Below are 21,124 nucleotides of genomic sequence, written 5' to 3'. Positions count from 1 at the left end.
GGCTTGGCCGCGGCGACGTCGGGCAGCGACGGCGGCCGCGGGGCCGGCGACGGGACCGGCGACGGGCCGGCGACCAACGACCGCATCGCCGGCGTGGGTGCCGCTGCCTCGGCCTCGGCGCGCGACGGTTCGGCGGCCCGCGCCGCCGGCGTCTGCAGCACGTCGAGGCGAACCGGGCGCGGCGGCGAGAACAGGAAGCCCTGGCCGAGGCGGATGCCGAAATCGAGCACGTCGACGACGTCGGCCTCCCGTTCGATGCGGTCGGCGATCAGTTCCATGCCGAAGCGCTGGAAATAATCGGAAAGATCGGCGGGATGGATGTCGGTCGCCAACTCGTCCGGGCGATGGAGCAGGCGATCGGCCGAGATCTTGACGTAACGGAATCCGAGGTCGGCGAGATTCTGGAAGCTGATCTTGAGATCGGTGATCTGGTCGACCGAGAAGTGGAAGCCGAGGCCGGCCAGCGCCCGCAGGCCCTCGAGTTCGATCGGTCCGAGCGAGCGCACCGACGCCTGCGTGAACTCGAACACCAACATCTCGCAGAGGTCGCGGTTCTTCTCCATCACCTGGACGAAGTCGCGGAAGAAGTCGGCGTGGCCGAGACTGGCCCCGGACAGGTTGAGGAACACGCCGACGTCCTTCGAACGGGCGGTCAGGCGGCGCAGGATGTTGACCGACTTCAACAGGATCTGCTCGTCCAGCGCGGCGATGAAACCGCGGCTCTCGGCGAGCGGGATGTAGTCCGACGGGTGGATGACCTCGCCGTCCTCGGCGCGCAGGCGGGCGAGCGCCTCGTAGAAGCGGGCCTTGCGCTGCGGCAGGGTGACGATCGGCTGCAGCAGCAGCTCGATGCGGTCGGCATCGATGGCGCGGCGCACCAGATCGAGGAAGCCGTCGGGATCGAGATGGTCGAAACGATCGGGCACGAAGGCGGCGGCGCCGGGCCGCGGGACGCGCTCGGGCGGGGCCGCCTTCACCGCCGGCGCGGCGGCCTGACGGGCGGTCGTGCCCGCGGTCGAGCGGCCTTCGGCGACGGCGATCTCCAGATCGGCGACCGTCTCGATCACCTGACGGGTCAAGGTGCCGATCACTTCGATCTCGGCGATGACCTGATCGAGTTCGTCGCGGCTGCGACGCGGCTGTCCGTCCTCGAGGGCGGCCAGCCGCCGCTCGACGGCTTCGAGATCGCCGCCGAACACCTTCAACAGACGATCCATCGCGGCGAGGCGGGTCTCGGTCTCGCGCCGGGCGCGGCGGCGCAGCCCGTCGAGGCGCACCAGGATCAGAGCCACCAGGGCGAGACCGGCGAAGGCGATGGCCATGCGGCCGCTCGCCTCGAACTGGAAATAGGCGACGACACCGGCGGATGCCGCGGCGATCGGGAGACAGATCGCGATGAAGATGTCGGCGAAACGCTGCATGTACCAACCTGCGCCCCGACCCGCGGCCGTCCGCCGAGTCGATTCGGGCGAACTATGCGTGATTCAGCGCCGCGAGGCCAATCGAACCGGGGCGCCGCGGCGCGCCGACCGGGGTTTTCCACGGGCGCCGTACCGCGGGGGCGAGATCCCGCGCGACGCTCCGGCGGGCCGGCTCGCGCAGCCGTGAGGCGGCCCCCCTTGACCTCGACGGGGCGGCGTCGCCAATTGAACCGAAGAGCGGGAACCGCCGTCGCATCCGGCGACCGGCGGTGTCCGCATCCCTCGAGGAGTCTTCACCGATGCTCACCCTGGACGTCGACGGCATGACCTGCATGGGCTGCGTGCGCAGCGTCAAGGCGGCGCTGGAGAAGGCCGATCCGTCGGCCAAGGTCGAGATCGATCTGGCCAGCGGCCGGGTCGAGATCGAAGGGGCGATCGCCGCCCCGGCCGCCCGCCAAGCGATCGAGGCGGCCGGGTTCGACGTGCGCGGCTGACGCCGAGCCCGGGCTCCGCCCTTCGCGGTCCTTGTCGGCGGCCGGTCCGCCGGGCATAAGGCGCCGTTGACCCTCGGGGAAGGCACCGGCGCCCATGTCGTTCTTCGGCCTCTATCTGCGCGCGCTCGGTCTGGTCGGTCCCGACCGGCGGCTGGCCTACGGGCTCGCCGCGGCGGCGGTGATGCTGGCCTGTCTCGGCTTCGCCGAGCCGGTGCTGTTCGGGCAGGTGGTCGACGCGCTGACCGGCGACCGGCCGGCGCTCGGAATCGTCGCGATCTGGGCCGGCCTCGGCTTCGTCGGCATCGCCGCCAACATCTTCGTGGCGCTGCACGCCGACCGCCTCGCCCATCGCCGGCGGCTCGAGGTGATGAAGAGCTTCTTCGAACACGTGGTGCAACTGCCGGCGGCGTTCCATTCCGAGGAACAGTCGGGCCGCCTGATCTCGGTGATGCTGCGCGGCACCGACCATCTGTTCACCCTGCTCCTGTCGGTGTTCCGCGAGCACCTCACCGCCTTCGTGATGCTGGTGGCGCTGATCCCGGTGTCGATCTGGATGAACTGGCGGATGGGCCTGCTGCTGGTCGGGCTGATGGCCGTCTACGGCGTGCTGTCGGTGATCGTCGTCGCCAAGACGCGGTTCGGACAGGAGCGCGCCGAGGCCTATCATTCCGAACTGTCGGGCCGGGTGGTCGACGTGATCGGCAACGTCTCGGTGGTGCAGAGCTTCACCCGGCTGCAGGAGGAGGCGCGCGCCATCCAGCAGATCATGGGCAACCTGATCGCCGCGCAGTTCCCGGTGCTGAACTGGTGGGCGCTGGCCTCGGTGCTGACCCGGGCGGCGGCGACGATCACGGTGGTGTCGCTGTTCGCGCTCGGCGCGGCGCTGCACGCCCGCGGCGACATCACCGTCGGCGAGATCGTCGCCTTCGTCGGTTTCGCGACGATGGTGATCGGCCGGCTCGACCAGCTCACCCAGTTCCTGTCGACCCTGGTGTTCGAGGCCGGCGGCATGCGCCAGTTCTTCGAGGTGCTCGACGAACGCTCGACCCTGCTGGAGAAGCCCGGCGCCCCGGCGCTGGCGGTGACCGCCGGGCGGGTGGCGTTCGAAGGCGTCGAGTTCCGCTATCCCGGCGCCAGCTCGGGGGTGTTCGATCTGAGCTTCGTCGCCGAGCCGGGCCAGACGGTGGCGATCGTCGGGCCGACCGGGTCGGGCAAGTCGACGGCGCTGGCGCTCCTGCAACGGGTGCGCGACCCCGATTCCGGCCGCATCACCATCGACGGCCAGGATCTGCGCGACGTCACCGTCGACTCGATCCGCCGAGCGATCGGCGTGGTGTTCCAGGATCCCGGCCTGTTCGATCGCTCGATCGCCGAGAACCTGCGGATCGGCAAGCCCGACGCCAGCGACGAGGAGATCCGCCGGGCGGCGCGGTTCGCCGAGGCCGAGGGTTTCATCGAGGGCAAGCGGGCGGGCTACGACACCCGCGCCGGCGAGCGCGGCCGCGGGCTGTCGGGGGGCGAGCGGCAACGTCTGGCGATCGCCCGGGCAGTGCTGAAGAACGCGCCGATCCTGATCCTCGACGAGGCGACCAGTGCGCTCGACACCGAGACCGAGGCACGGATCAAGCGGGCGCTCGACCAGTTGATCGCCGACCGCACCACCTTCGTGATCGCCCACCGGCTGTCGACGGTGCGCTCGGCCGATCAGATCCTGTTCCTGGAGGCCGGGCGGATCGTCGAACGCGGCCGGTTCGACGAACTGGTCGCCCGCGGCGGCCGCTTCGCGGCGCTGGTCGCGGCCGGCCGCCTCGACGACGAGGACGCGGTCGATCAGCCGGGATGACGCCGCGGACACCTTTCGCAGCGACGGCGGGCTCGCACGGGGCGGCGCGCCTTGACTCCGACCCTCCCGCTCCCTATCTCCGACGAGCGGTTGGCACTCCGCTCCACAGAGTGCCAACGTGCAACCCGTTCTTCCGGTCGGAACGACTCTGCCGCGGCACCCCGAGGGACGCCGGCACGGTCGCCGGACCGGCGTCTCACGTTTCCCCGAGAGGATCTGACGATGGCCATCACCTTCCGCCCGCTCCACGACCGCGTCGTGGTCAAGCGCATCGAAGCCGAGACCAAGACCGCCGGCGGGATCATCATCCCCGACACCGTCAAGGAGAAGCCCCAGGAAGGCGAGATTCTGGCGGTCGGCCCGGGCGCCCGTGACGAAGCCGGCAAGCTCGTCCCCCTCGACGTCAAGGCCGGCGACAAGGTGCTGTTCGGCAAGTGGTCGGGCACCGAAGTCAAGATCGACGGTCAGGACCTCCTGATCATGAAGGAGAGCGACATCATGGGCATCGTCGGCTGACGCCGAGCCCTTCGCGCTCCCGCATTCCCCTTCCTCATCCGGAGTAGGCCCTCATGGCTGCCAAGGACGTCAAGTTTTCCTCCGATGCGCGCGATCGTATGCTGCGCGGCGTCGACATTCTCGCCAACGCCGTCAAGGTGACGCTCGGCCCCAAGGGCCGCAACGTCGTGATCGACAAGTCCTACGGCGCGCCGCGGATCACCAAGGACGGCGTCACCGTCGCCAAGGAGATCGAGCTCGAGGACAAGTTCGAGAACATGGGTGCGCAGCTGCTGCGCGAAGTGGCCTCGAAGACCGCCGACCTCGCCGGTGACGGCACCACCACCGCCACCGTGCTGGCCCACGCGATCGTCAAGGAAGGCGTCAAGTCGGTCGCCGCCGGGATGAACCCGATGGACCTGAAGCGCGGCGTCGATCTCGCCACGCAGGCGGCGATCAAGGACCTCGAGGGCCGCTCCAAGAAGATCAAGACCTCGGCCGAAGTCGCCCAGGTCGGCACGATCTCGGCCAACGGCGAACTGGCGATCGGCGAGATGATCGCCGAGGCGATGCAGAAGGTCGGCAACGAAGGTGTCATCACCGTCGAAGAGGCCAAGACCGCCGAAACCGAACTCGACGTCGTCGAAGGCATGCAGTTCGATCGCGGCTATCTCTCGCCCTACTTCATCACCAACGCCGAGAAGATGATCGCCGAACTCGAGGATCCCTACATCCTGATCCACGAGAAGAAGCTGTCGAACCTGCAGGCCCTGCTGCCGGTGCTCGAAGCCGTGGTGCAGACCTCCAAGCCGCTGTTGATCGTCGCCGAAGACGTCGAGGGCGAGGCGCTCGCGACGCTCGTCGTCAACAAGCTGCGTGGCGGCCTGAAGATCGCCGCGGTCAAGGCGCCGGGCTTCGGTGATCGCCGCAAGGCGATGCTCGAGGACATCGCGATCCTGACCAACGGCCACGTGATCTCCGAGGATCTCGGCATCAAGCTCGAGAACGTGACCCTCGACATGCTCGGCCGCGCCAAGAAGGTGACGATCTCCAAGGAAGCCACCACCCTGATCGACGGGGCCGGCGCCAAGGACGACATCACCGCGCGGGTCGCCCAGATCAAGGCGCAGATCGAGGAGACCACCTCGGACTACGACAAGGAGAAGCTCCAGGAGCGTCTCGCCAAGCTGGCCGGCGGCGTCGCGGTGATCCGCGTCGGCGGCGCCACCGAGACCGAGGTCAAGGAGCGCAAGGATCGCGTCGACGACGCGCTGAACGCCACCCGCGCCGCGGTCGAAGAAGGCATCGTCCCCGGCGGCGGCGTGGCTCTGCTGCGCGCCAAGAAGGCCGTGGCGGCGCTGACCTCCGACAACGCCGACGTCCAGGCCGGTATCCACATCGTCCTGAAGGCGCTCGAGGCGCCGATCCGGCAGATCGCCGAGAACGCCGGCTGTGAAGGCTCGATCGTCGTCGGCAAGCTGCAGGAGTCCGAGGACGAGAACCTCGGCTTCAACGCCCAGACCGAAGAGTTCGTCGACATGATCGCCGCCGGCATCATCGACCCGACCAAGGTCGTGCGCACGGCGCTCCAGGATGCGGCTTCGGTCGCCGGCCTGCTGATCACCACCGAGGCGATGATCGCCGAGCGTCCGAAGAAGGACGCGGGTCCGGCGATGCCGGGCGGCGGCATGGGCGGTATGGGCGGCATGGACTACTGAGGCCCGCCGTCCCCGATCCCGGGGGCGACGATCTCGGATCCTCACCTTCCGAACACCGAGAGAGGCGGCTCCCCCCGGGGGGCCGCCTTTTTCGCGTCGGAAACGCGAACTTCCACAAATCGGCGACTTCGTAACGGAAACGACAGGTCTCGCTGCGATCATGGCCCATTCCCTGCCGAGACCCCCGTGGCGCACCACGGTGTCGGGTCCAGAGGAGGGGCGCGGTGCCGTTCTTCTATTGGAACCCCAGCTTCGAGATCGGGATCGCCGCCGTCGATGCGCAACATCGGCGGCTGGTCGATCTCGTCAACGCGCTCGCCGCGACGATCACCGACGGCGGCAAATTACCGCAGGCCGAAGCCCTGCTCACCGATCTGATGCGCTACGCGGGCGAACATTTCGCCGACGAAGAGCGGCTGATGATCGGCGTGGCCCTGGCCGATGCCGAGTTCGACCGCCACTGCCAGTCCCATCGCGCCTTCGAGACCAAGGTCCGCGAGATCGCCCGGCGCAGCGACCTGATGCAGGCCGACGTCGCCGAGGAGGTGCTGGAGTTCCTCACCACCTGGCTGGTGTCGCACATCCTGGTCTCCGACCGGAAGATCGCCACGGCGCTGCAGGGCCGCGCGGAGCCGGAGGCCGAAGCCGAGACGCCGCTGATCGGCGTGTCGCTGGTCGAGCGGGTGCTGATCCGGGCGCTGGGGGAAACCGAACGGCGCTTCCGCCTGATCTCCGACTATACGCCGACGCTGATCTGGGTCTGCGATCCCCACGGCAACCGCGGCTACGTCAATCGCGCCTGGCCGGCGTTCGTCGGCATCGACGAACGCGGCGCGGAGAGCTGCGACTGGTTGGCCTTCGTCCATCCCGAGGACCGGCCGGGCTACGAGGCGCTGCTCGCCGCGGTGATCGCCGATCCGCGCCCCGCCGAGACCGAATATCGCCTGCGGCGGCCCGACGGCACCTGGGCCTGGGTGCTCGAACGCATCCTGCCGCGCCATGACGACGGCCGGACCTTCCTCGGACTGATCGCCTCGGCAACCGACGTCACCGCGATCAAGCGCTCGGAAGTGCTGCTCGCCCGTGCCAATCGCGAACTCGAACAGGAGGTGGCGCGGCGCACCGCCCAGCTCGAACAGCTGATGTTGACCGATCCCCTGACCGGGGTCGGCAACCGCCGCTTCCTGACCACCCGTCTCGACGAGGAGATCCAGCGGGCGCGCCGCGGCGGCCATCGGCTGACCGCCGCCTTCGTCGACCTCGATCACTTCAAACACATCAACGACCGCCACGGCCATCCGGTCGGCGACCGGGTGCTGACCCGGGTCGCGACCTGCCTCCGGGCCAATCTGCGCGAGACCGACATTCTCGGCCGCTTCGGCGGCGAGGAATTCGTGGTGCTGATGGTCGAGACGGGGTTGGACGATGCGATGCGGCTCGCCGAGCGCCTGCGCGGCGCGGTCGAACGCATCCGTCTGATCGGACTCGATCTGACGGTGTCGGCGAGCGCCGGGCTCGCCGAGTGGCGGGACGGCGAGAGCGGTGAGGCGCTGCTCGAGCGGGCCGACCGGGCGCTCTACCGCGCCAAGGAGAGCGGCCGCAACCGCTGCATCGCCGAACGCGCAGCGTGAGGCGCCGAAGGCGTCCTCACCCCAGAGCCGCCTCCAGCGCGTCGGCCATCTCGGCGTCGGCGGCGAAGACCCAATCGAGTCGCGCGACGGTGACGGTCGCGGCGCCGCGCGCCCGCAGCAGATCGGCGACCGCGGCGACGCGGGCGCTCGGGACGTGCAGGGTCAAGGGTCCGCCCGCGGCCGGCAGACCGAAGGGCGCGGTGGCGCCGAGGGCGGCGACCGCGGCGAGCGCGCCGGCGGCGTCGTCGAGGCGGGTGCGGACCTCGCGGGTGCGACGGGCGCGGGCTTCGGAGGCGACGCGATCGAGGATGGTGCGGGCCTGGGCGCGGGCGAGGTCGGACCAGGCCGCGTTGCGCGAGGCGACGAGATGGGCCTGGCTCTTCAGGATGACGCCGTCCGACAGGATCTTCAGATCGTTGGCGGCGAGCGTCGAGCCGGTGGTGGTGATGTCGACGATCGCTTCCGCGGCACCGGACGCCGGCGCGCCTTCGGTCGCCCCGAGGCTCTCGACGTTGCGATAGTCGGCGATGCCGTGCTCGGCGAAGAAGCGGCGGGTGAGGTTCAGATATTTGGTGGCGATGCGCAGCTGGTGGCCGTGGCGGGCGCGGAACTCGGCGGCGACGTCGGCGAGGTCGGCCATGGTGGCGACGTCGATCCAGGCCATCGGCACGGCGACCACCACGTCGGCGAAGCCGAAGCCGAGTTCGGTGACGAGGTGGACCTTCTGAGCCCAGGCCGGCACGGTCTCCTGGACCAGATCGAGGCCGGTGACGCCGAGATGGACGTTGCCGACGGCGATCTCGCGGGTGATCTCGGAGGCCGAGAGGAAGGCGATCTCGACGTCGTCGATGCCGCCGAGGCGGCCGCGATAGTTGCGGGCGCCGCCGGGCTGCAGCACCGGCAGGCCGGCGCGTTCGAAGAAGGCGTTGGCGTTTTCCTGCAGCCGACCCTTGGAGGGAACGGCGATGACGAGGCGATCGGTGCTCACGCCCGTTCCTCCCGTTGCGGTTCGAGACCGTAGCCGGCGACGCCGAGGCGATCGAGCCACATCGAGAAGCCGCAGGCCGGCACCGCCGCCGAGGCCCCCAGGCGCTCGAGCAGGCCGTCGTAACGGCCGCCGCCGATCACCGGTCGATCGTCGGTGCGCTCGGGATCACGCATCTCGAAGACGAAGCCGGTGTAGTAGTCGAGGTTGCGGCCGAAATGGGCCGAGAAGATCGGCCGGTCGAGATCGAGGCCGCAGTCGCGGAAGGCGTCGTTGCGGGCGGCGAAGAGATCGAGGGCCGGCCCGAAGGAGAGACCCGTGTCGCGCTGGAAGGCGTCGAGGGCGTCGACGGCGCGGTCGGGCGAACATTCGATCGCCAGATAGCGCTCGAGCACCGTCGCGGTCGCCGCGGTGAAGCCCTTGTCGGCGCCGAGCGCGGCGCGTTCGAGGAAGCGTTCGGCGATCTCGTGGGCGGTGCGGCCGCCGACGGCACGGATGCCGGCGAGGCCGATCAGGTCTTCGACCACCTGACGCGCCGCTTCCGGTTCGGCCCCGGCCAGCGCGCCGAGCAAGCCGGCATGGCGGACGATGTCGCCGGCGTCTTCGCCGGCCAGCCGCCGGATGGTGCGGGCGAGGCGGGCGGGGTCGCCGAATTGGCCGCGCAGGCGGCGGCGCAGCGGCGGCGCGAGCCCGAGGGCATCGAGCAGCGCGAGGAACAGGCCCTCGTCGCCGATCTTGACGATCGGTTCCTCGAGCCCGAACAGGCCGGCGGCGCGATGGGCGAGAGCCGCCACGTCGGCGTCGGCGGCGGCGCGGTCGGTGTTGCCGAAGAGTTCGATGCCGGCCTGGAGAAACTCGCCGGATTCGTCGCCCCTCTGGCGGAACACCGGGCCGAAATAGCCGAGCGCCGCCTCGCGGCCGAGTTCACCGGCCTCGAGATAGTGGCGGCAGATCGGGATCGTGAAGTCGGGGCGCAGGCAGAGCTCGCGGCCGTCGACGTCGGAGGTGAGGTAGAGCCGGCGGCGGATCTCCTCGCCGGCGGTGTCGAGGAACAGATCGGCGGGCAGGAGGATCGCCGGCTCGACCATCTCGGCGTCGACCTCGCCCTGGAACAGGGCGATCAGCTGCGCGGTCGGGTCGGCGGAGGCCAACGCGTCGTCGTCGTCCTCGCCGGCGAGCAGCGCCAGAGCCTCGGCGAGGTCGTCGGGCGTGGCGATCCCGGCCTCGGCGAGCATCGCCACCATCTTGTCGGCGTGCGGCGCGCGGGCGCCGGGCTGGTAGGGCGTGCCGGCGGGGGTGAAGCCTTGGGGACGGCGGGGCGCCATGACGGGATCTCCCGGGGTTCGGCGTCAGGAACGGGCGGCGGGCTTGCGCAAGATGCCGCCGTGGCTCTGCCAGATGTCGGCGACGACCTCGACGAAACCGGGGGTCTCCGCGGTTCCGACGAGCGGCGCTTCGACCTGGGCGGGCCGGGCGGCCTTGTAGTCGGCGTTGGACTTGTAGGCTTCGGCGGCCTTGGCGCCCTCGATCAGGTCCTTGATCTGGACGACGCCGGCCTCGCGCTCGTTGGAGCCCTGGATGACGACGCAAGGCGACTTGCGGCGGTCGGCGTATTTCATCTGGGCCTTCATGCCGGAAGAGCCGAGATACATCTCGGCGGGGATGCCGGCGTCGCGCAGCTGCTTGGTCAGATTGAGATAGTTGCCGGCCTGATCCTTGTCCATCACCAGCACCACGACCGGGCCGAGATCGGCGGCGTCGGCCAGGATCGGGCTGTTCACCGCCTTCAGGGCCGACATCAACCGCGATACGCCGATCGAGAAGCCGGTCGCCGGCACCGGTTCGGGCAGGAAGCGCGAGACGAGGCCGTCGTAACGCCCGCCGCCGCCGACCGAGCCGAAACGGACGATCTGGCCGTCGTCGTTGGGGACTTCGAAGGTCAGTTCGGCCTCGTAGACCGGGCCGGTGTAGTACTCGAGGCCGCGGACGACGGAGGGGTCGATGCGGATGCGGTCGGAGTAGCCGCCGGCTGCCACCAGGGCTTCGATGTCCTGGAGTTCGCGCAGGCCTTCGACGCCGCGTTCCGCGAAGAGGGCCGTGAGCTTGGTCACCAGATCGGCCGACCACGGCTCGCCGACGAACATCAGGACCGGCTCGATCTGCTCGTCCGTCAGTCCCGCACCCTTGGTGAAGTCGCCGCTCTCGTCCTTGCGCCCCGCGCCGAGCAGCAGCCGGACGCCGTCGGGGCCGAACTTGTCGAGCTTGTCGATGGCCCGCAGCACCGACAGACGCCGCCCGGCGTTCTCGTCGCCGGAGAGGCCGATCGCCTCCATCACGCCGTCGAGGACCTTGCGGTTGTTGACCTTGATCACATAGTCGCCGCGCTTCAGGCCGACCGCTTCCATGGCGTCGGCCATCATCATGCAGATCTCGGCATCCGCCGCGACCGATCCGGTCCCGACCGTGTCGGCGTCGAACTGCATGAACTGGCGGAAACGGCCCGGGCCGGGCTTCTCGTTGCGGAACACCCAGCCGCAGCGGTAGCTGCGATAGGGCTTGGGCAGCACCGCCCAGTTCTCGGCGGCGTAGCGGGCGAGCGGCGCGGTGAGGTCGTAACGCAGGCTCATCCACTGCTCGTCGTCGTCCTGGAGTGAGAAGACGCCCTCGTTGGGACGGTCCTGATCGGGCAGGAACTTGCCGAGCGCGTCGGTGTATTCGACGAGCGGCGTCTCGACCGCCTCGAAGCCGTAGAGCTCGTAGACGGCGCGGATCGCGGCGAGCATCGCCTCGGTCGCCTTGACGTCGTCGGGACCACGATCGACGAAGCCGCGGGGCTTGCGCGCCTTCAATCTCGCTTCGTTTGCCATGGGTCCCTGCCTCGTCACGTCGCCGACACGAAAAGCCCGCGGCGAAGGCGGGCGAGAGGTTCCTAGACCGGATCGCCGGGCGCGACAAGCACCGCCGACCGTCGCCCGCGACCCGTGGTCGCGGGGGCTGGCGCGAGAAGCCCTGCAAAAGCCGCACAGAGGATTGAAACCTCCCCACAATTCCGCCACGGTACGCCCACATCAAGCGCCCGCGGGTCGCCGTCTCCTCGGCGCGCCGTCCGATATCGTTGCGCCGCACGTCCCCCCGCCGTCGATCGAGAGGCGATCTGCCCCATGGAGCTCGCAATTCAGGCCGCCCCGGTTCCACCGACCGCTCCGGAACTGTCGATCGTGGTGCCGACCTTCAACGAGAGTGCCAACGTTCCCGAACTGGTGCGGCTGCTCACGCTGGCGCTCGACGGAATCGCCTGGGAAGTGATCTTCGTCGACGACGACAGCCCGGACGGCACCTCGTCGGTGGCCAAGGCGGTGGCGCAGCGCGAACCGCGGGTCCGCTGTCTGCGCCGCGTCGGCCGGCGCGGTCTCGCCGGCGCCTGTATCGAGGGGATCCTGTCCAGCGCCGCGCCGATCGTCGCGGTGATGGACGCCGACCTCCAGCACGACGAGACGATCCTGCCGACCATGCTCGCGGCGATCCGCGACGGCGCCGAGCTGGTGGTCGGCAGCCGCTACGTCGACGGCGGCTCGTCGGGCAGCGGATTGTCGTCGATCCGCCAATGGGGCAGCGAGACGGCGACCAAGCTCGCCCGGCGCTTCCTCCACATCGAACTCGGCGACCCGATGAGCGGCTTCTTCATGCTGCGCCGGGAGAAGGTCGAGGCGATCGCCGGCAGTCTGTCACGCGAGGGCTTCAAGATCCTGCTCGACATCGTCGCCTCCAATCCGGAGCCGCTGAAGACCGTCGAAGTGCCCTTCACCTTCCGCGAGCGCCAGGCCGGGGAATCCAAGCTCGACAGTCTGGTGACCGCCGAATATCTGGGGCTCCTGTTCTCCAAACTGTCCGGCGGCTTGGTGCCGGTGCGCTTCCTGATGTTCCTGGCGGTCGGCGCGTCGGGCGTAGTGATCCATCTGGCGGCGCTCAAGGTGTTCTACCACGGCCTGTTGATGCGCTTCTCCTGGGCCGAGTTCGCCGCGACCATGGTGGCGATGACCTGGAACTTCGTGCTCAACAACCAGCTGACCTATCGCGACCGCCGGCTCTCGGGCTTCAGCTTCCTGGTCGGGCTGGTCACCTTCTACGTGGTGTGTTCGCTCGGCACCTTGGCCAACGTCGGCGTGGCGAGTTGGCTGTTCGAGATGCATTCCGGATTGTGGCTGGCCGGCTTCGCCGGAGCGGTGATGAGTTCGGTGTTCAACTACGCCGCCTCGTCGGTGCTGACCTGGCGCAAGTGAGCGCGGCGGTGACGTCTCCGGCGGTGCCCCGGCTGCCGCCGCGGCGGCTGATCGCGGCGCTGCTGATGCTGACCGCGGTGCGGCTGGTGTTCGCCGCGGTCGCCGGCTCGACCGACGACGAGGCCTATTACCGGCTGTGGTCGACGACCCTGCAGGCCGGCTATTACGACCATGCGCCGATGGTCGCCTGGGTGATCCGGGCGGGCCGGGTGATCGCCGGCGACGGCACGTTGGGCATGCGGTTGTTCGCGCCTAGCTCGACCCTGGTCGGCTCGCTCCTCCTGTGGCGGACGGTGGCGCTCGCCGAAGGGCCGACCATCGCGACCCGGGCGGTGCTGTGGTTCAACGCGACGATCCTGATCGGCGCCGGATCGGTGCTGATCACCCCCGACACGCCCTCGGTGTTCTTCTGGGGGGTGACATTGTGGGCGCTGGCCGAGCTCGCCGCGTCGCGTGAACCCGGCTGGTGGCTGGTGGTCGGGGCGGCCGCGGGCCTCGGGCTGGCGTCGAAATATTCGGTGCTGTTCCTCGGGCTCGGAATGCTGGTGTGGCTGGCGGGGGTGCGCTCCGAGCGGCGGTGGTTCGGCTCGTGGCAATTGTGGGCGGGCGGCGCGCTGGCGCTGGCGTTGTTCGCGCCGGTGATCGCCTGGAACGCCGCGCACGAGTGGATGTCCTTCGCCAAACAGTTCGGCCGCACCGTGCCGCACGGGCTCCGGCCGGAGAAGCTCTTCGAATTCCTCGGCGTGCAGATGCTGCTGATCGGCCTGCCGATGGTGCCCTTCGTCGGGCTCGGGTCGCGTCGCGCGTATCGCGCTTGGCGGGCGGGCGAGGCGCTGCGGGCCCTGCCGCTCGCCACCTCGCTGCCGTTCCTCGCCTATCTCCTGTTCCATTCGCTGCACGGCGGCATCGAGGGCAACTGGCCGGCGCCGCTCTATGCGGCCGGTGCCTGGATGGCGGCGGCGGCGGTCGGCGAGCTCGGGCCGGCGCAGCTCCGGCTGCGGAAACTCGCGGCGGCGGTGGCGCCGATCGGCTTCGGGCTCGGTGCGCTGCTCTATGTCCACGCCAGCCTGCCGATCCTGGTGTTGTCGCCGGAGCGCGATCCGACCGCCCAGATGCGCGGCTGGGACGCCTTCGCGGCGGCCGTGGACGCGCGGGCGCGGGCGGTGGGCGCGGCATGGATCGCCGTGCCGACCTATGCGACGGTCGGCCAGTTCGCGCTGCGGCTCGGGCCGGAGCGCGTGCTGCAACTCGGCGAGCGGGCTCGCTGGACCTATCTGCCGCCGCCCGATCCGGCGCTGGTGGCCCAGCCGGCGCTCTACGTGGCGCGGGTCCGGCGCGATCCGATCGACGCCTATCGCGACCGTTTCCGCTCGGTGGAAAACCTCGGCACGATCGACCGGGTCGCCGGCGGGCGGGTGGTCGACACCTATGCACTGTGGCGGCTGGCCGATCCGATCGGCGCGCCGCTGCGCTGAAGCCTCACGGGCCGGTGACCACCCAGCGCTTCAGAAAGAACAGGCTGCGGTCGTAGGCGTGATCGGCGGCGGTCTTGTTGAAGCGGCGCGAATTCGGCTCGGAGGCGAAACCGCTCTGGGTGTCCGGATAGACGAAGGCCTCGAACACCCGGCCGGCGCCGATCATCCGCTTCTCCAGCGCCTCGAGCGCCGGGGCGCTGCGCGGATCGCCCTCGACCCAATGGAACTGCACCGGCACCTTGAATTCGGCGGCGCGGTCGGGCGACGGCGGCTGCACGTAATAGGCGACCGCCGCCTTGACCCGCGTCCCGCTCAGGGCGAATTGCAGCGCGAAGGAGCCGCCCCACACGAAGCCGAGGGCGGCGATCGCGCCGGAACAGTCGGGATGGTGCTGGAGGAGATCGGCGGCGGCGTCGAGCACCAGGAGATGCTCGGCGGGAACGATCCGGGCGAGGATGTTCTGGCCCTCGTCGGAATTCTCCTGGGTCAGGGTGTAGGGCGACAGCAGATCGGGCACCATCACCACGAAACCGTCGAGGGCGAAGCGGCGGGCCAATTGGCGGAAGAACGAATTGGGGCCGCGCTGGTCGGGGATCAACAGCAGGCCGGGCCGCTTGGCGCCGCCGCGCGGGCGCACCAGGAGGCCCTTGTAGACCTGTTTGCGGGCCTGGAAGGTCACCGTCTCGGTGAGGAGCCGCGGGTCGGAGGCGTCGGCGTCCTGAGCGCGGGCCGGGCGCGGCGCGCCGACGGCGACGGCCCACACCGTGGCGAGCGCGCCGGCCACGAAGCCGCGACGGTCCGGCGCGGCGGGCGTCGGAGCGGGGCGAGCGGGCGGCAGCGGCGAGCGGGAATCCGACATGAGGTCCGACTTCGGTTGCGTCATCAAGGGCGGGCGCGCCGACGCGAGTCGCAGCCCGCCCGGCGGCGCCACTATGGCGAAGGGCGCGGGCAAAGACAAAGCGCCGCGTCGCGGGACCCGGGCGGCGCGAGAATGCGTCAGCGCGGGCGGACGAAGCGGGCGCGCTCGGCCTCGACCGCGTCGCGGCACGCGTAGCCCTCGAGGTGATCGTTGACGATCCCCATCGACTGCATGAAGGCGTAGCAGGTGGTCGGCCCGACGAAGGCCCAGCCGCGGCGGCGCAATTCCTTGGACAGCGCGGTCGATTCGGGCGTCGCCGCGAGGGCCGACGCGGCAGCCCTGGTCAGGCGGGCCGGCCGGCTCGCAGGATCGGGTTCGAAGCGCCAGACGAAGGCGGCGAGCGAACCTTCACGGTCGACCAGCTCGAGGCAGCGCCGGGCATTGGTCAGAACCGCTTCGATCTTGCCGCGGTGGCGGACGATGCCGGCGTCGGCGAGAAGGCGGGCGCGATCGGCGTCGTCGAACTCGATCAGGGCGCGGGCGTCGAAGTCGGCGAAGGCTCGGCGGAAGGCCTCGCGCTTGCGCAGGATGGTCAGCCATGACAGGCCGGACTGGAAGCCCTCAAGGCAGAGTTTCTCGAACAGGCGGCGGTCGTCGGCGACCGGCCGGCCCCATTCCTCGTCGTGATAGGCGACGTAGAGCGGATCGGCGCCGGGCCACCAGCAGCGCACGCGATCGTCGGCGCCGCGCGTCAGGCCGTCGGCCAGGTCGGTGGCGGCGGGCCCGCCGGCCGGTTCGATCGTCCCCATCGCTGCGCCCTCCCCGGTGCGAATCGCCGTTTCGCACTCGATCTTAGTCGACGAGAACAAAATGAAAACGGGCGCCGTCGGGCGCCCGTCGTCGAAGGGGTGGTGCGCGATCCTCAGGCGAACAGCGCGTCGATGTCGTCCTGCGAGGCGATGCCGGCGTCGTTGTCGAGCGACGGTCCGTTGAGCAGAGCCTGATCGCCGAGGCGATGTTCGAGCTCGACCTCGATCTCCTTGAAGCTCTCGACGCCGCCCCAGATGTCCATCATCTTGACGATGCGTTCCTCGACGAAGCGCAGGGTGTTGACCACCTTGGTGATGCGCTGACCGGTGAGGTCCTGGAAGTTGCAGGCTTCGAAGATCTGGACGATCTGTTCCTGGATGTCGGCGGAGATGCCCTGATCGTCGCCCTTGAGCTTGGCGGTGAGGATCGCGGCGCGTTCGTCGATGTGTTCGGCGGCGGCGAGGATGGTCTCGGTCGCGTGCTCGGTGCCCTCGACGACGGCGTCGAGTTCCCAACTGACCCGGGACAGTTCCTGACCGTTGCAGCCGGAAACGTGCAGCGTGGCGATCTCGCGCTTGGTGCGGTTGATCGCCTCGTAGATCGCGTCCATCTCGGCCTTGATGCGCAGCGCCTCGTGCTGATCACGGCGGAGCTGTTCGAGAGCCTTCTCGCTCAGTTCGTGCGCCGGTTCGACCTGGGCGCGCAAATTTCTGACTTCGCGCAGGAGCTCCTGGTGGCGCTCCTCGGCGCGATCGCCCGCAGTCGATCCCGACGATCCGCCGGCTGCGAACGCCTCGATGCGGAACACCTTCCTAGTGGCCATGGGGCAGAGCCTCGTGCGTCGTATCGTCCTACTGCCGACATGGTTAGCCGGGCGTCCTTAAGGAATCGTTCCTGTATGCGACGAGCGGAACGGCGATCTCCAGGAATGGCGCCGTCGCCTCGATCCGCCCCCGAGATTCGGTGTCAACCATCCGTCAACCATGACGAAACCTTTCCGAGAAGGTTGCGATGAAAAGCCTTCGCGTTCACGGATCGTCGACCATGGCGGGCCAGTCTCTGGGGGAAGACACCCGGCCGGGTGCTCCCCGGCGAGCGAATCGGACACCGACGATGCTGCGACCCCTGCCCTTCTCTCTGGCGACGCTGTGCGCCGCCGCGACCCTCGCCGGCCCGGTCTCGGCCGACGATCGTTACGTCGAACGGCCGCCGGTGGTGCTGTCGGCCAATGCGATCGAGCCGTGGACGGCGCAACTGCGCCCGAGCTACCGCGACGTGACCGGACCGGTGACCTTCGCGCCGTTCCGGGCCGGCGCGCCGGCGGTGGTTCACTTCTCGGCCGGTTCGGCGATCATGCCGGCGGCGCCGCGCGAAGCGCCTGTGCGCCAGGCGGCGCTCGCCGCGGCCCCCGACGAACACGCCATCGAGCCGCGACTGCTGCCGACCGAGGTCGACTATCACGGCCGCGAGGCCCCGGGCACGGTGGTGATCGATACCGGCGAGCGTTATCTCTATCTGGTCGAGGCGGGCGGCAAGGCGCGTCGCTACGGCGTCGGGGTGGGACGACCGGGCTTCCAGTGGGCGGGCGTCCACACCGTCACCCGCAAGGCGGAATGGCCCGATTGGACGCCGCCGCCGGCGATGCTGAAGCGCAAGCCCGACCTGCCGCGCCACATGGACGGCGGACCCGACAATCCCCTCGGCGCGCGCGCCCTCTATCTCGGCTCGACCGAATATCGAATCCACGGATCGAACGAGCCCTGGACGATCGGCAAGGCCGTCTCCTCGGGCTGCATCCGGATGCGCAACGAAGACGTCACCGATCTCTATCGCCGGGTGCCGGTCGGCACGCGCGTGATGGTGCTCTGAGCTTCGGGGCTCGGCCCGAGCCCCGCCCCTTTCGCCCGCGCTCCCGCGCCGGCGTCCCGACCTTCCCCCTGGAAGGACGTGAACCCCCGGAAGGCACCGATCGTTCGATCGGGCGCCGCCGGGGGTTCCTTCGTTCGGGGCATGGTCAGACCGCGGGCACGGCGCGGCGGTAGAGGTGCCAGGTGGCGTGGCCGAGCCAGGGCAGCACCACCAGCAGGCCGAGGAACATCGGCAGGATGGCGATCGCCAGCATGGTGCCGATGAACACGCCCCAGCCGAGCATCACCCAGGGGGCGGCGAAGACGGCGCGGATCGACACGATCATCGCCGTGACGAAGTCGTGATCGCGGTCGAGCAGCAGCGGATAGGACAGGGCGCTGAGCGAGAAGATCACCGTGGCGATCACCCCGCCGATCAGATTGCCGGCCATCAGGAAGGCGACCCCGCGCGGCGTCGAGACGATCGCGGTGATCAGGTCGGGGGCTTCCAGCGGTCGCAGGCCGAAGAACAGCGCGTAGACGAAGCCGGCGGCGTAGATCCAGCCGATCAGGCCGAACACCGTGACCAGGGCCATGTAGCCGAGCTCGCGGCGGGCGTGCGGCGGCACCGCTCCGATCAGCGAGACGAAATCGGTCGATTCGCCGCGGCCGAGCCGGCGGCTGGTCTCGTAGAGGCCGGTCGCCGCGAAGGGCGCGACCAGCGCGAAACCGGCGGCCAGGGGATAGGCCAGGAACATCATGTCGAAGGTCGCGGCGATCCAGAACAGCACGTTGCCGGCGAGCACATAGACGGCGCCGACCAGCAGACCGAAGGTCGGCGCGGCGCGGAAGTCGCGCAAGCCGTCGGCGAGGCTCGCGGAAATGTCGTCGACGGTGATCGCCCGGACGCGCGGCTCCGTGGGGCGCAGGTCGAGGGGGCTGGTCGCAGCCACGAGGTCGGTCATGTCTTTTCCACCCGATCGGGCTCCATCGTGGGATGCGGAGCCTCCTGATGCGACAGATTGCCACAAGGGCGCGTGTTTTCAAACGATTCGAAAGGTGGGGGTGTCCCGGCGAGCCCGCGCCGATTTCCGGGCTTTCCGCGCGTTTCCGAGGATCGCGCGCCGAGGCGATCGGCCGCCCAGCGACGCTTTGCCGCGTCTCCGAGGTTCGACCGGGGCTGGACGGGCGGTTCGGAGCGGCCGGCGGGGCGGTGGGGCGTGGCCGCGCCCGGGTCACGACATGGCCCAATTTCCCGGTAGGACTCCTCGTCGGGGTCGGCTAGACACGGATTCGGAGTTCCGTCCTTCACCCATCGGAGTTTTCATATGAAGAAAGTCGTCATGCTCGCCGCGCTCGGCTTCGTCGCCGCCGCCGGTTCCGCTTCCGCCGCCGACGTCGCCGCGGGCGAGAAGGTCTTCGCCAAGTGCAAGATCTGCCACGCGATCGGCGAAGGCGCCACCAACAAGGTCGGCCCGCAGCTGAACGGCGTGATCGGTCGCAAGGCCGGCTCGACCGACTTCAAGGGCTACGGTGAAGGGCTGAAGAAGCTCGGCGACGAAGGTCTGGTGTGGGACGAAGCCAAGCTGACCCAGTACGTGAAGGACCCCAAGGCCTTCAACCCGACCACCAAGATGGCCTTCGTCGGCGTCAAGGACGACACCGATCTCGCCAACGTGGTCGCCTACGTCGCCCAGTTCGGCGCCGACGGCAAGCCGAAGTGATCCTCGGGCGCGCGCTACGAGCGCCGCCCGTCCGAACCGCGCCGCAGAGCCCCGGTCTTCACCGGGGCTCTTTCGTTTCGGACGCCCGGCTCACTCGTGATCGGGGGCGTGGGCCCGGCGGATGCTGCGGACCACCCAGAACACCAGTGCGACCACCACCGGCACGGCGAGGCCGGTGGCGAGGTTGGGGTCGAGGGCGAGGAGGTGGGCCTCCTTGGCGGCCTTGAACAGGTAGCCGAGCAGACCGACCACGTAATAGCTGACCGCCGCCACCGACAGACCCTCGACGGTCTGCTGCAGCAGGAGCTGCTGGCGCGAGCGGCGATTCATCGATTCCAGGAGATCGCGGTTCTGCTGCTCGAGGTCGACGTCGACCCGGGTGCGGAGCAGTTGCGCCGTGCGCGACAGTTTGCGCGACAGGGTGTCCATGCGCTCCTGCAGACCGGTCACCGTGCGCATCGCCGGCTCGGAGCGGCGCGCCAGGAAGTTCGACCAGGTGCCGTAACCGGGCACGTGGTGCTCGTGCAGGGTGGCGAGGCGATCCTTGACGATCTGGTCGTAGGCGCGGGTCGCGCCGAAGCGATAGGAGGCCTCGGCGGCATGGGCCTCGAGGTCGGCGGTCAGGCCCGACAGGCGTTCGAGCAGGCTGCGATTGGCGGCGAGACCTTCGGTCGAGCGGATCTCGGCGGTGAGGCCGGCGAGTTCGCGCTCGACGCGGCGCACTTCCGGCGCGCGTTCCTGGGCGGTCGGCAGGCCGAGCATGGCGAGGGTGCGATAGGTCTCGATCTCCAGCAGGCGCTGCACCAGGGCGCCGGCCTGCTGGTCGTTGAGCCCGCGATCGAGGCACAGGATGCGGGTGCGGCCGTCGCCGTCCTGGCGGAAGTCGGTGAGCGCCACGCCGCTGCCGCCATAGGCTTCCGAGACGCACAGTGCGGCCGGATCGAAGGGCGCGGCGGCGCCGGCGATGTCGCCGCGGTCCGACAGGAAGTCGAGGCGCACCGCCACCAGCATCGGGCCGGGGGCGACGAAGTCGCTGCCGAAGGGATGGCTCGACGGCAGTTCGGGAAACAGCCGGACGGGGTCCACCGCGGCGCCGTCCCAGGTGTAGGTGACGAATTCGGCGTGGCGTTCCCACTTCAACGAGCCGCCGCCGAAGGCGACGACATGGTGGCGGCTGTCCGGCCCCGGTCCGGGGGCGCCGCGCGCCCGGCAGAAGCGCTCGAGGAACAGGCGATCGTCCTCGAGCCGCTCGCGGTCGACGGCGAAGGCGTGGTGGAGGAACACCCGCGGCGCCCGGGTCGGGCGGAACGGCCGGGCATGGACCTCGCCGAGGATTTCGGCGCGGCGGGGATGGGGCTGGAACCCGTGGGGTGCCTCGGTGGCGGCCGGCGGCTCGACGGGGGGCGGGACGAGGCTCGTCATCGGGGCACTCTCGGGTCGGCGGCCGGCCGCGGCGGGCGCGGAAGGCACGGAGACCGTCGGGGGACGACGGCCGGGTCGGCGGCGACCGGCAGGGCCGTCGCGTGGCCGATCCTAGCGCGG

Annotated in this window: 18 protein-coding genes; 9 read left to right on the top strand and 9 right to left on the bottom strand. The window is 69.9% G+C overall.

The annotated features are described in order from the left end of the window. A partial coding sequence (locus tag EYW49_RS12265; RefSeq protein ID WP_131309865.1) for an EAL domain-containing protein occupies nucleotides 1-1,421 on the bottom strand: 1,421 nt, incomplete at its 3' end. Nucleotides 1,422-1,720: 299 nt separating this feature from the next. Between EYW49_RS12265 and EYW49_RS12260 the strand changes: the two genes are divergently transcribed. The 5 genes from EYW49_RS12260 (at nucleotide 1,721) to EYW49_RS12240 (ending at nucleotide 7,602) form a co-directional block, all read left to right on the top strand. Further along, nucleotides 1,721-1,915: a heavy-metal-associated domain-containing protein gene (locus tag EYW49_RS12260; RefSeq protein WP_131309864.1), complete on the top strand. Its 195-nt coding sequence runs from the start codon at nucleotides 1,721-1,723 to the stop codon at nucleotides 1,913-1,915. Between the two features lie 94 nt (nucleotides 1,916-2,009). After that, complete coding sequence (locus EYW49_RS12255; protein ID WP_131309863.1) at nucleotides 2,010-3,758, top strand: glucan ABC transporter ATP-binding protein/ permease; 1,749 nt, start codon at nucleotides 2,010-2,012, stop codon at nucleotides 3,756-3,758. A 222-nt stretch (nucleotides 3,759-3,980) separates the two neighbouring features. Further along, entirely contained in the window at nucleotides 3,981-4,274 is a 294-nt protein-coding gene (gene groES, locus EYW49_RS12250) for a co-chaperone GroES (RefSeq protein WP_131309862.1), read from the top strand. Nucleotides 4,275-4,327: 53 nt separating this feature from the next. After that, a complete protein-coding gene (gene groL, locus EYW49_RS12245; protein ID WP_131309861.1) occupies nucleotides 4,328-5,971 on the top strand; it encodes a chaperonin GroEL in 1,644 nt (547 codons plus the stop codon). A gap of 224 nt (nucleotides 5,972-6,195) precedes the next feature. Beyond that, nucleotides 6,196-7,602, top strand: coding sequence for a GGDEF domain-containing protein (locus EYW49_RS12240; RefSeq protein WP_131309860.1), 1,407 nt, complete (start codon nucleotides 6,196-6,198; stop codon nucleotides 7,600-7,602). 16 nt (nucleotides 7,603-7,618) lie between these two features. Here the strand turns inward: EYW49_RS12240 and hisG are convergent, their stop codons facing one another. Genes hisG through hisS form a run of 3 tightly spaced genes read right to left on the bottom strand, consistent with a single transcriptional unit; the run spans nucleotide 7,619 to nucleotide 11,454 of the window. Further along, entirely contained in the window at nucleotides 7,619-8,590 is a 972-nt protein-coding gene (gene hisG, locus EYW49_RS12235; RefSeq protein ID WP_131309859.1) for an ATP phosphoribosyltransferase, read from the bottom strand. Then, a complete protein-coding gene (locus EYW49_RS12230) occupies nucleotides 8,587-9,912 on the bottom strand; it encodes an ATP phosphoribosyltransferase regulatory subunit (protein WP_228259595.1) in 1,326 nt (441 codons plus the stop codon). Before EYW49_RS12230 ends, hisG begins: the two co-directional genes overlap by 4 nt. Before the next feature lie 24 nt (nucleotides 9,913-9,936). Next, nucleotides 9,937-11,454 (bottom strand): histidine--tRNA ligase, encoded by a 1,518-nt coding sequence (gene hisS, locus EYW49_RS12225; protein ID WP_131309858.1) that lies wholly within the window; start codon nucleotides 11,452-11,454, stop codon nucleotides 9,937-9,939. Between the two features lie 294 nt (nucleotides 11,455-11,748). Between hisS and EYW49_RS12220 the strand changes: the two genes are divergently transcribed. Both EYW49_RS12220 and EYW49_RS12215 read left to right on the top strand, forming a co-directional pair. Continuing rightward, nucleotides 11,749-12,867: a glycosyltransferase gene (locus EYW49_RS12220; protein WP_131309857.1), complete on the top strand. Its 1,119-nt coding sequence runs from the start codon at nucleotides 11,749-11,751 to the stop codon at nucleotides 12,865-12,867. 8 nt (nucleotides 12,868-12,875) lie between these two features. After that, a complete protein-coding gene (locus EYW49_RS12215; RefSeq protein WP_131309856.1) occupies nucleotides 12,876-14,342 on the top strand; it encodes a glycosyltransferase family 39 protein in 1,467 nt (488 codons plus the stop codon). A 4-nt stretch (nucleotides 14,343-14,346) separates the two neighbouring features. On the opposite strand, the gene EYW49_RS12210 is transcribed toward EYW49_RS12215, so the two are convergent. From EYW49_RS12210 to EYW49_RS12200, 3 genes are all read right to left on the bottom strand, one after another. Then, on the bottom strand, nucleotides 14,347-15,201 hold the full coding sequence (locus tag EYW49_RS12210; protein WP_165498224.1) for a dienelactone hydrolase family protein: 855 nt from the start codon (nucleotides 15,199-15,201) through the stop codon (nucleotides 14,347-14,349). Between the two features lie 137 nt (nucleotides 15,202-15,338). Next, nucleotides 15,339-16,010 (bottom strand): DNA-3-methyladenine glycosylase I, encoded by a 672-nt coding sequence (locus tag EYW49_RS12205; protein ID WP_131309854.1) that lies wholly within the window; start codon nucleotides 16,008-16,010, stop codon nucleotides 15,339-15,341. Nucleotides 16,011-16,123: 113 nt separating this feature from the next. Next, nucleotides 16,124-16,834 carry a protein phosphatase CheZ gene (locus EYW49_RS12200; protein ID WP_131309853.1) on the bottom strand — a complete coding sequence of 237 codons (711 nt, stop codon included), beginning with the start codon at nucleotides 16,832-16,834 and terminating at the stop codon, nucleotides 16,124-16,126. A gap of 290 nt (nucleotides 16,835-17,124) precedes the next feature. On the opposite strand from EYW49_RS12200, the gene EYW49_RS12195 reads away from it, so the two are divergent. Then, nucleotides 17,125-17,880 (top strand): L,D-transpeptidase, encoded by a 756-nt coding sequence (locus EYW49_RS12195; RefSeq protein ID WP_131309852.1) that lies wholly within the window; start codon nucleotides 17,125-17,127, stop codon nucleotides 17,878-17,880. Nucleotides 17,881-18,025: 145 nt separating this feature from the next. On the opposite strand, the gene EYW49_RS12190 is transcribed toward EYW49_RS12195, so the two are convergent. Further along, nucleotides 18,026-18,823 (bottom strand): DUF2189 domain-containing protein, encoded by a 798-nt coding sequence (locus EYW49_RS12190; RefSeq protein ID WP_131309851.1) that lies wholly within the window; start codon nucleotides 18,821-18,823, stop codon nucleotides 18,026-18,028. Between the two features lie 363 nt (nucleotides 18,824-19,186). Between EYW49_RS12190 and EYW49_RS12185 the strand changes: the two genes are divergently transcribed. Continuing rightward, on the top strand, nucleotides 19,187-19,582 hold the full coding sequence (locus EYW49_RS12185; protein ID WP_131309850.1) for a c-type cytochrome: 396 nt from the start codon (nucleotides 19,187-19,189) through the stop codon (nucleotides 19,580-19,582). Between the two features lie 90 nt (nucleotides 19,583-19,672). On the opposite strand, the gene EYW49_RS12180 is transcribed toward EYW49_RS12185, so the two are convergent. After that, nucleotides 19,673-21,004, bottom strand: a complete 1,332-nt coding sequence (locus tag EYW49_RS12180) for a DUF3422 family protein (RefSeq protein WP_131309849.1) — start codon at nucleotides 21,002-21,004, stop codon at nucleotides 19,673-19,675. Nucleotides 21,005-21,124 lie beyond the last annotated feature (120 nt).

The organism is Siculibacillus lacustris (genome assembly GCF_004328075.1).
In the GTDB taxonomy this organism is placed as follows: Bacteria; Pseudomonadota; Alphaproteobacteria; order Rhizobiales; family Ancalomicrobiaceae; genus Siculibacillus; species Siculibacillus lacustris.
This window is presented reverse-complemented; position numbering and strand designations above follow the sequence as displayed.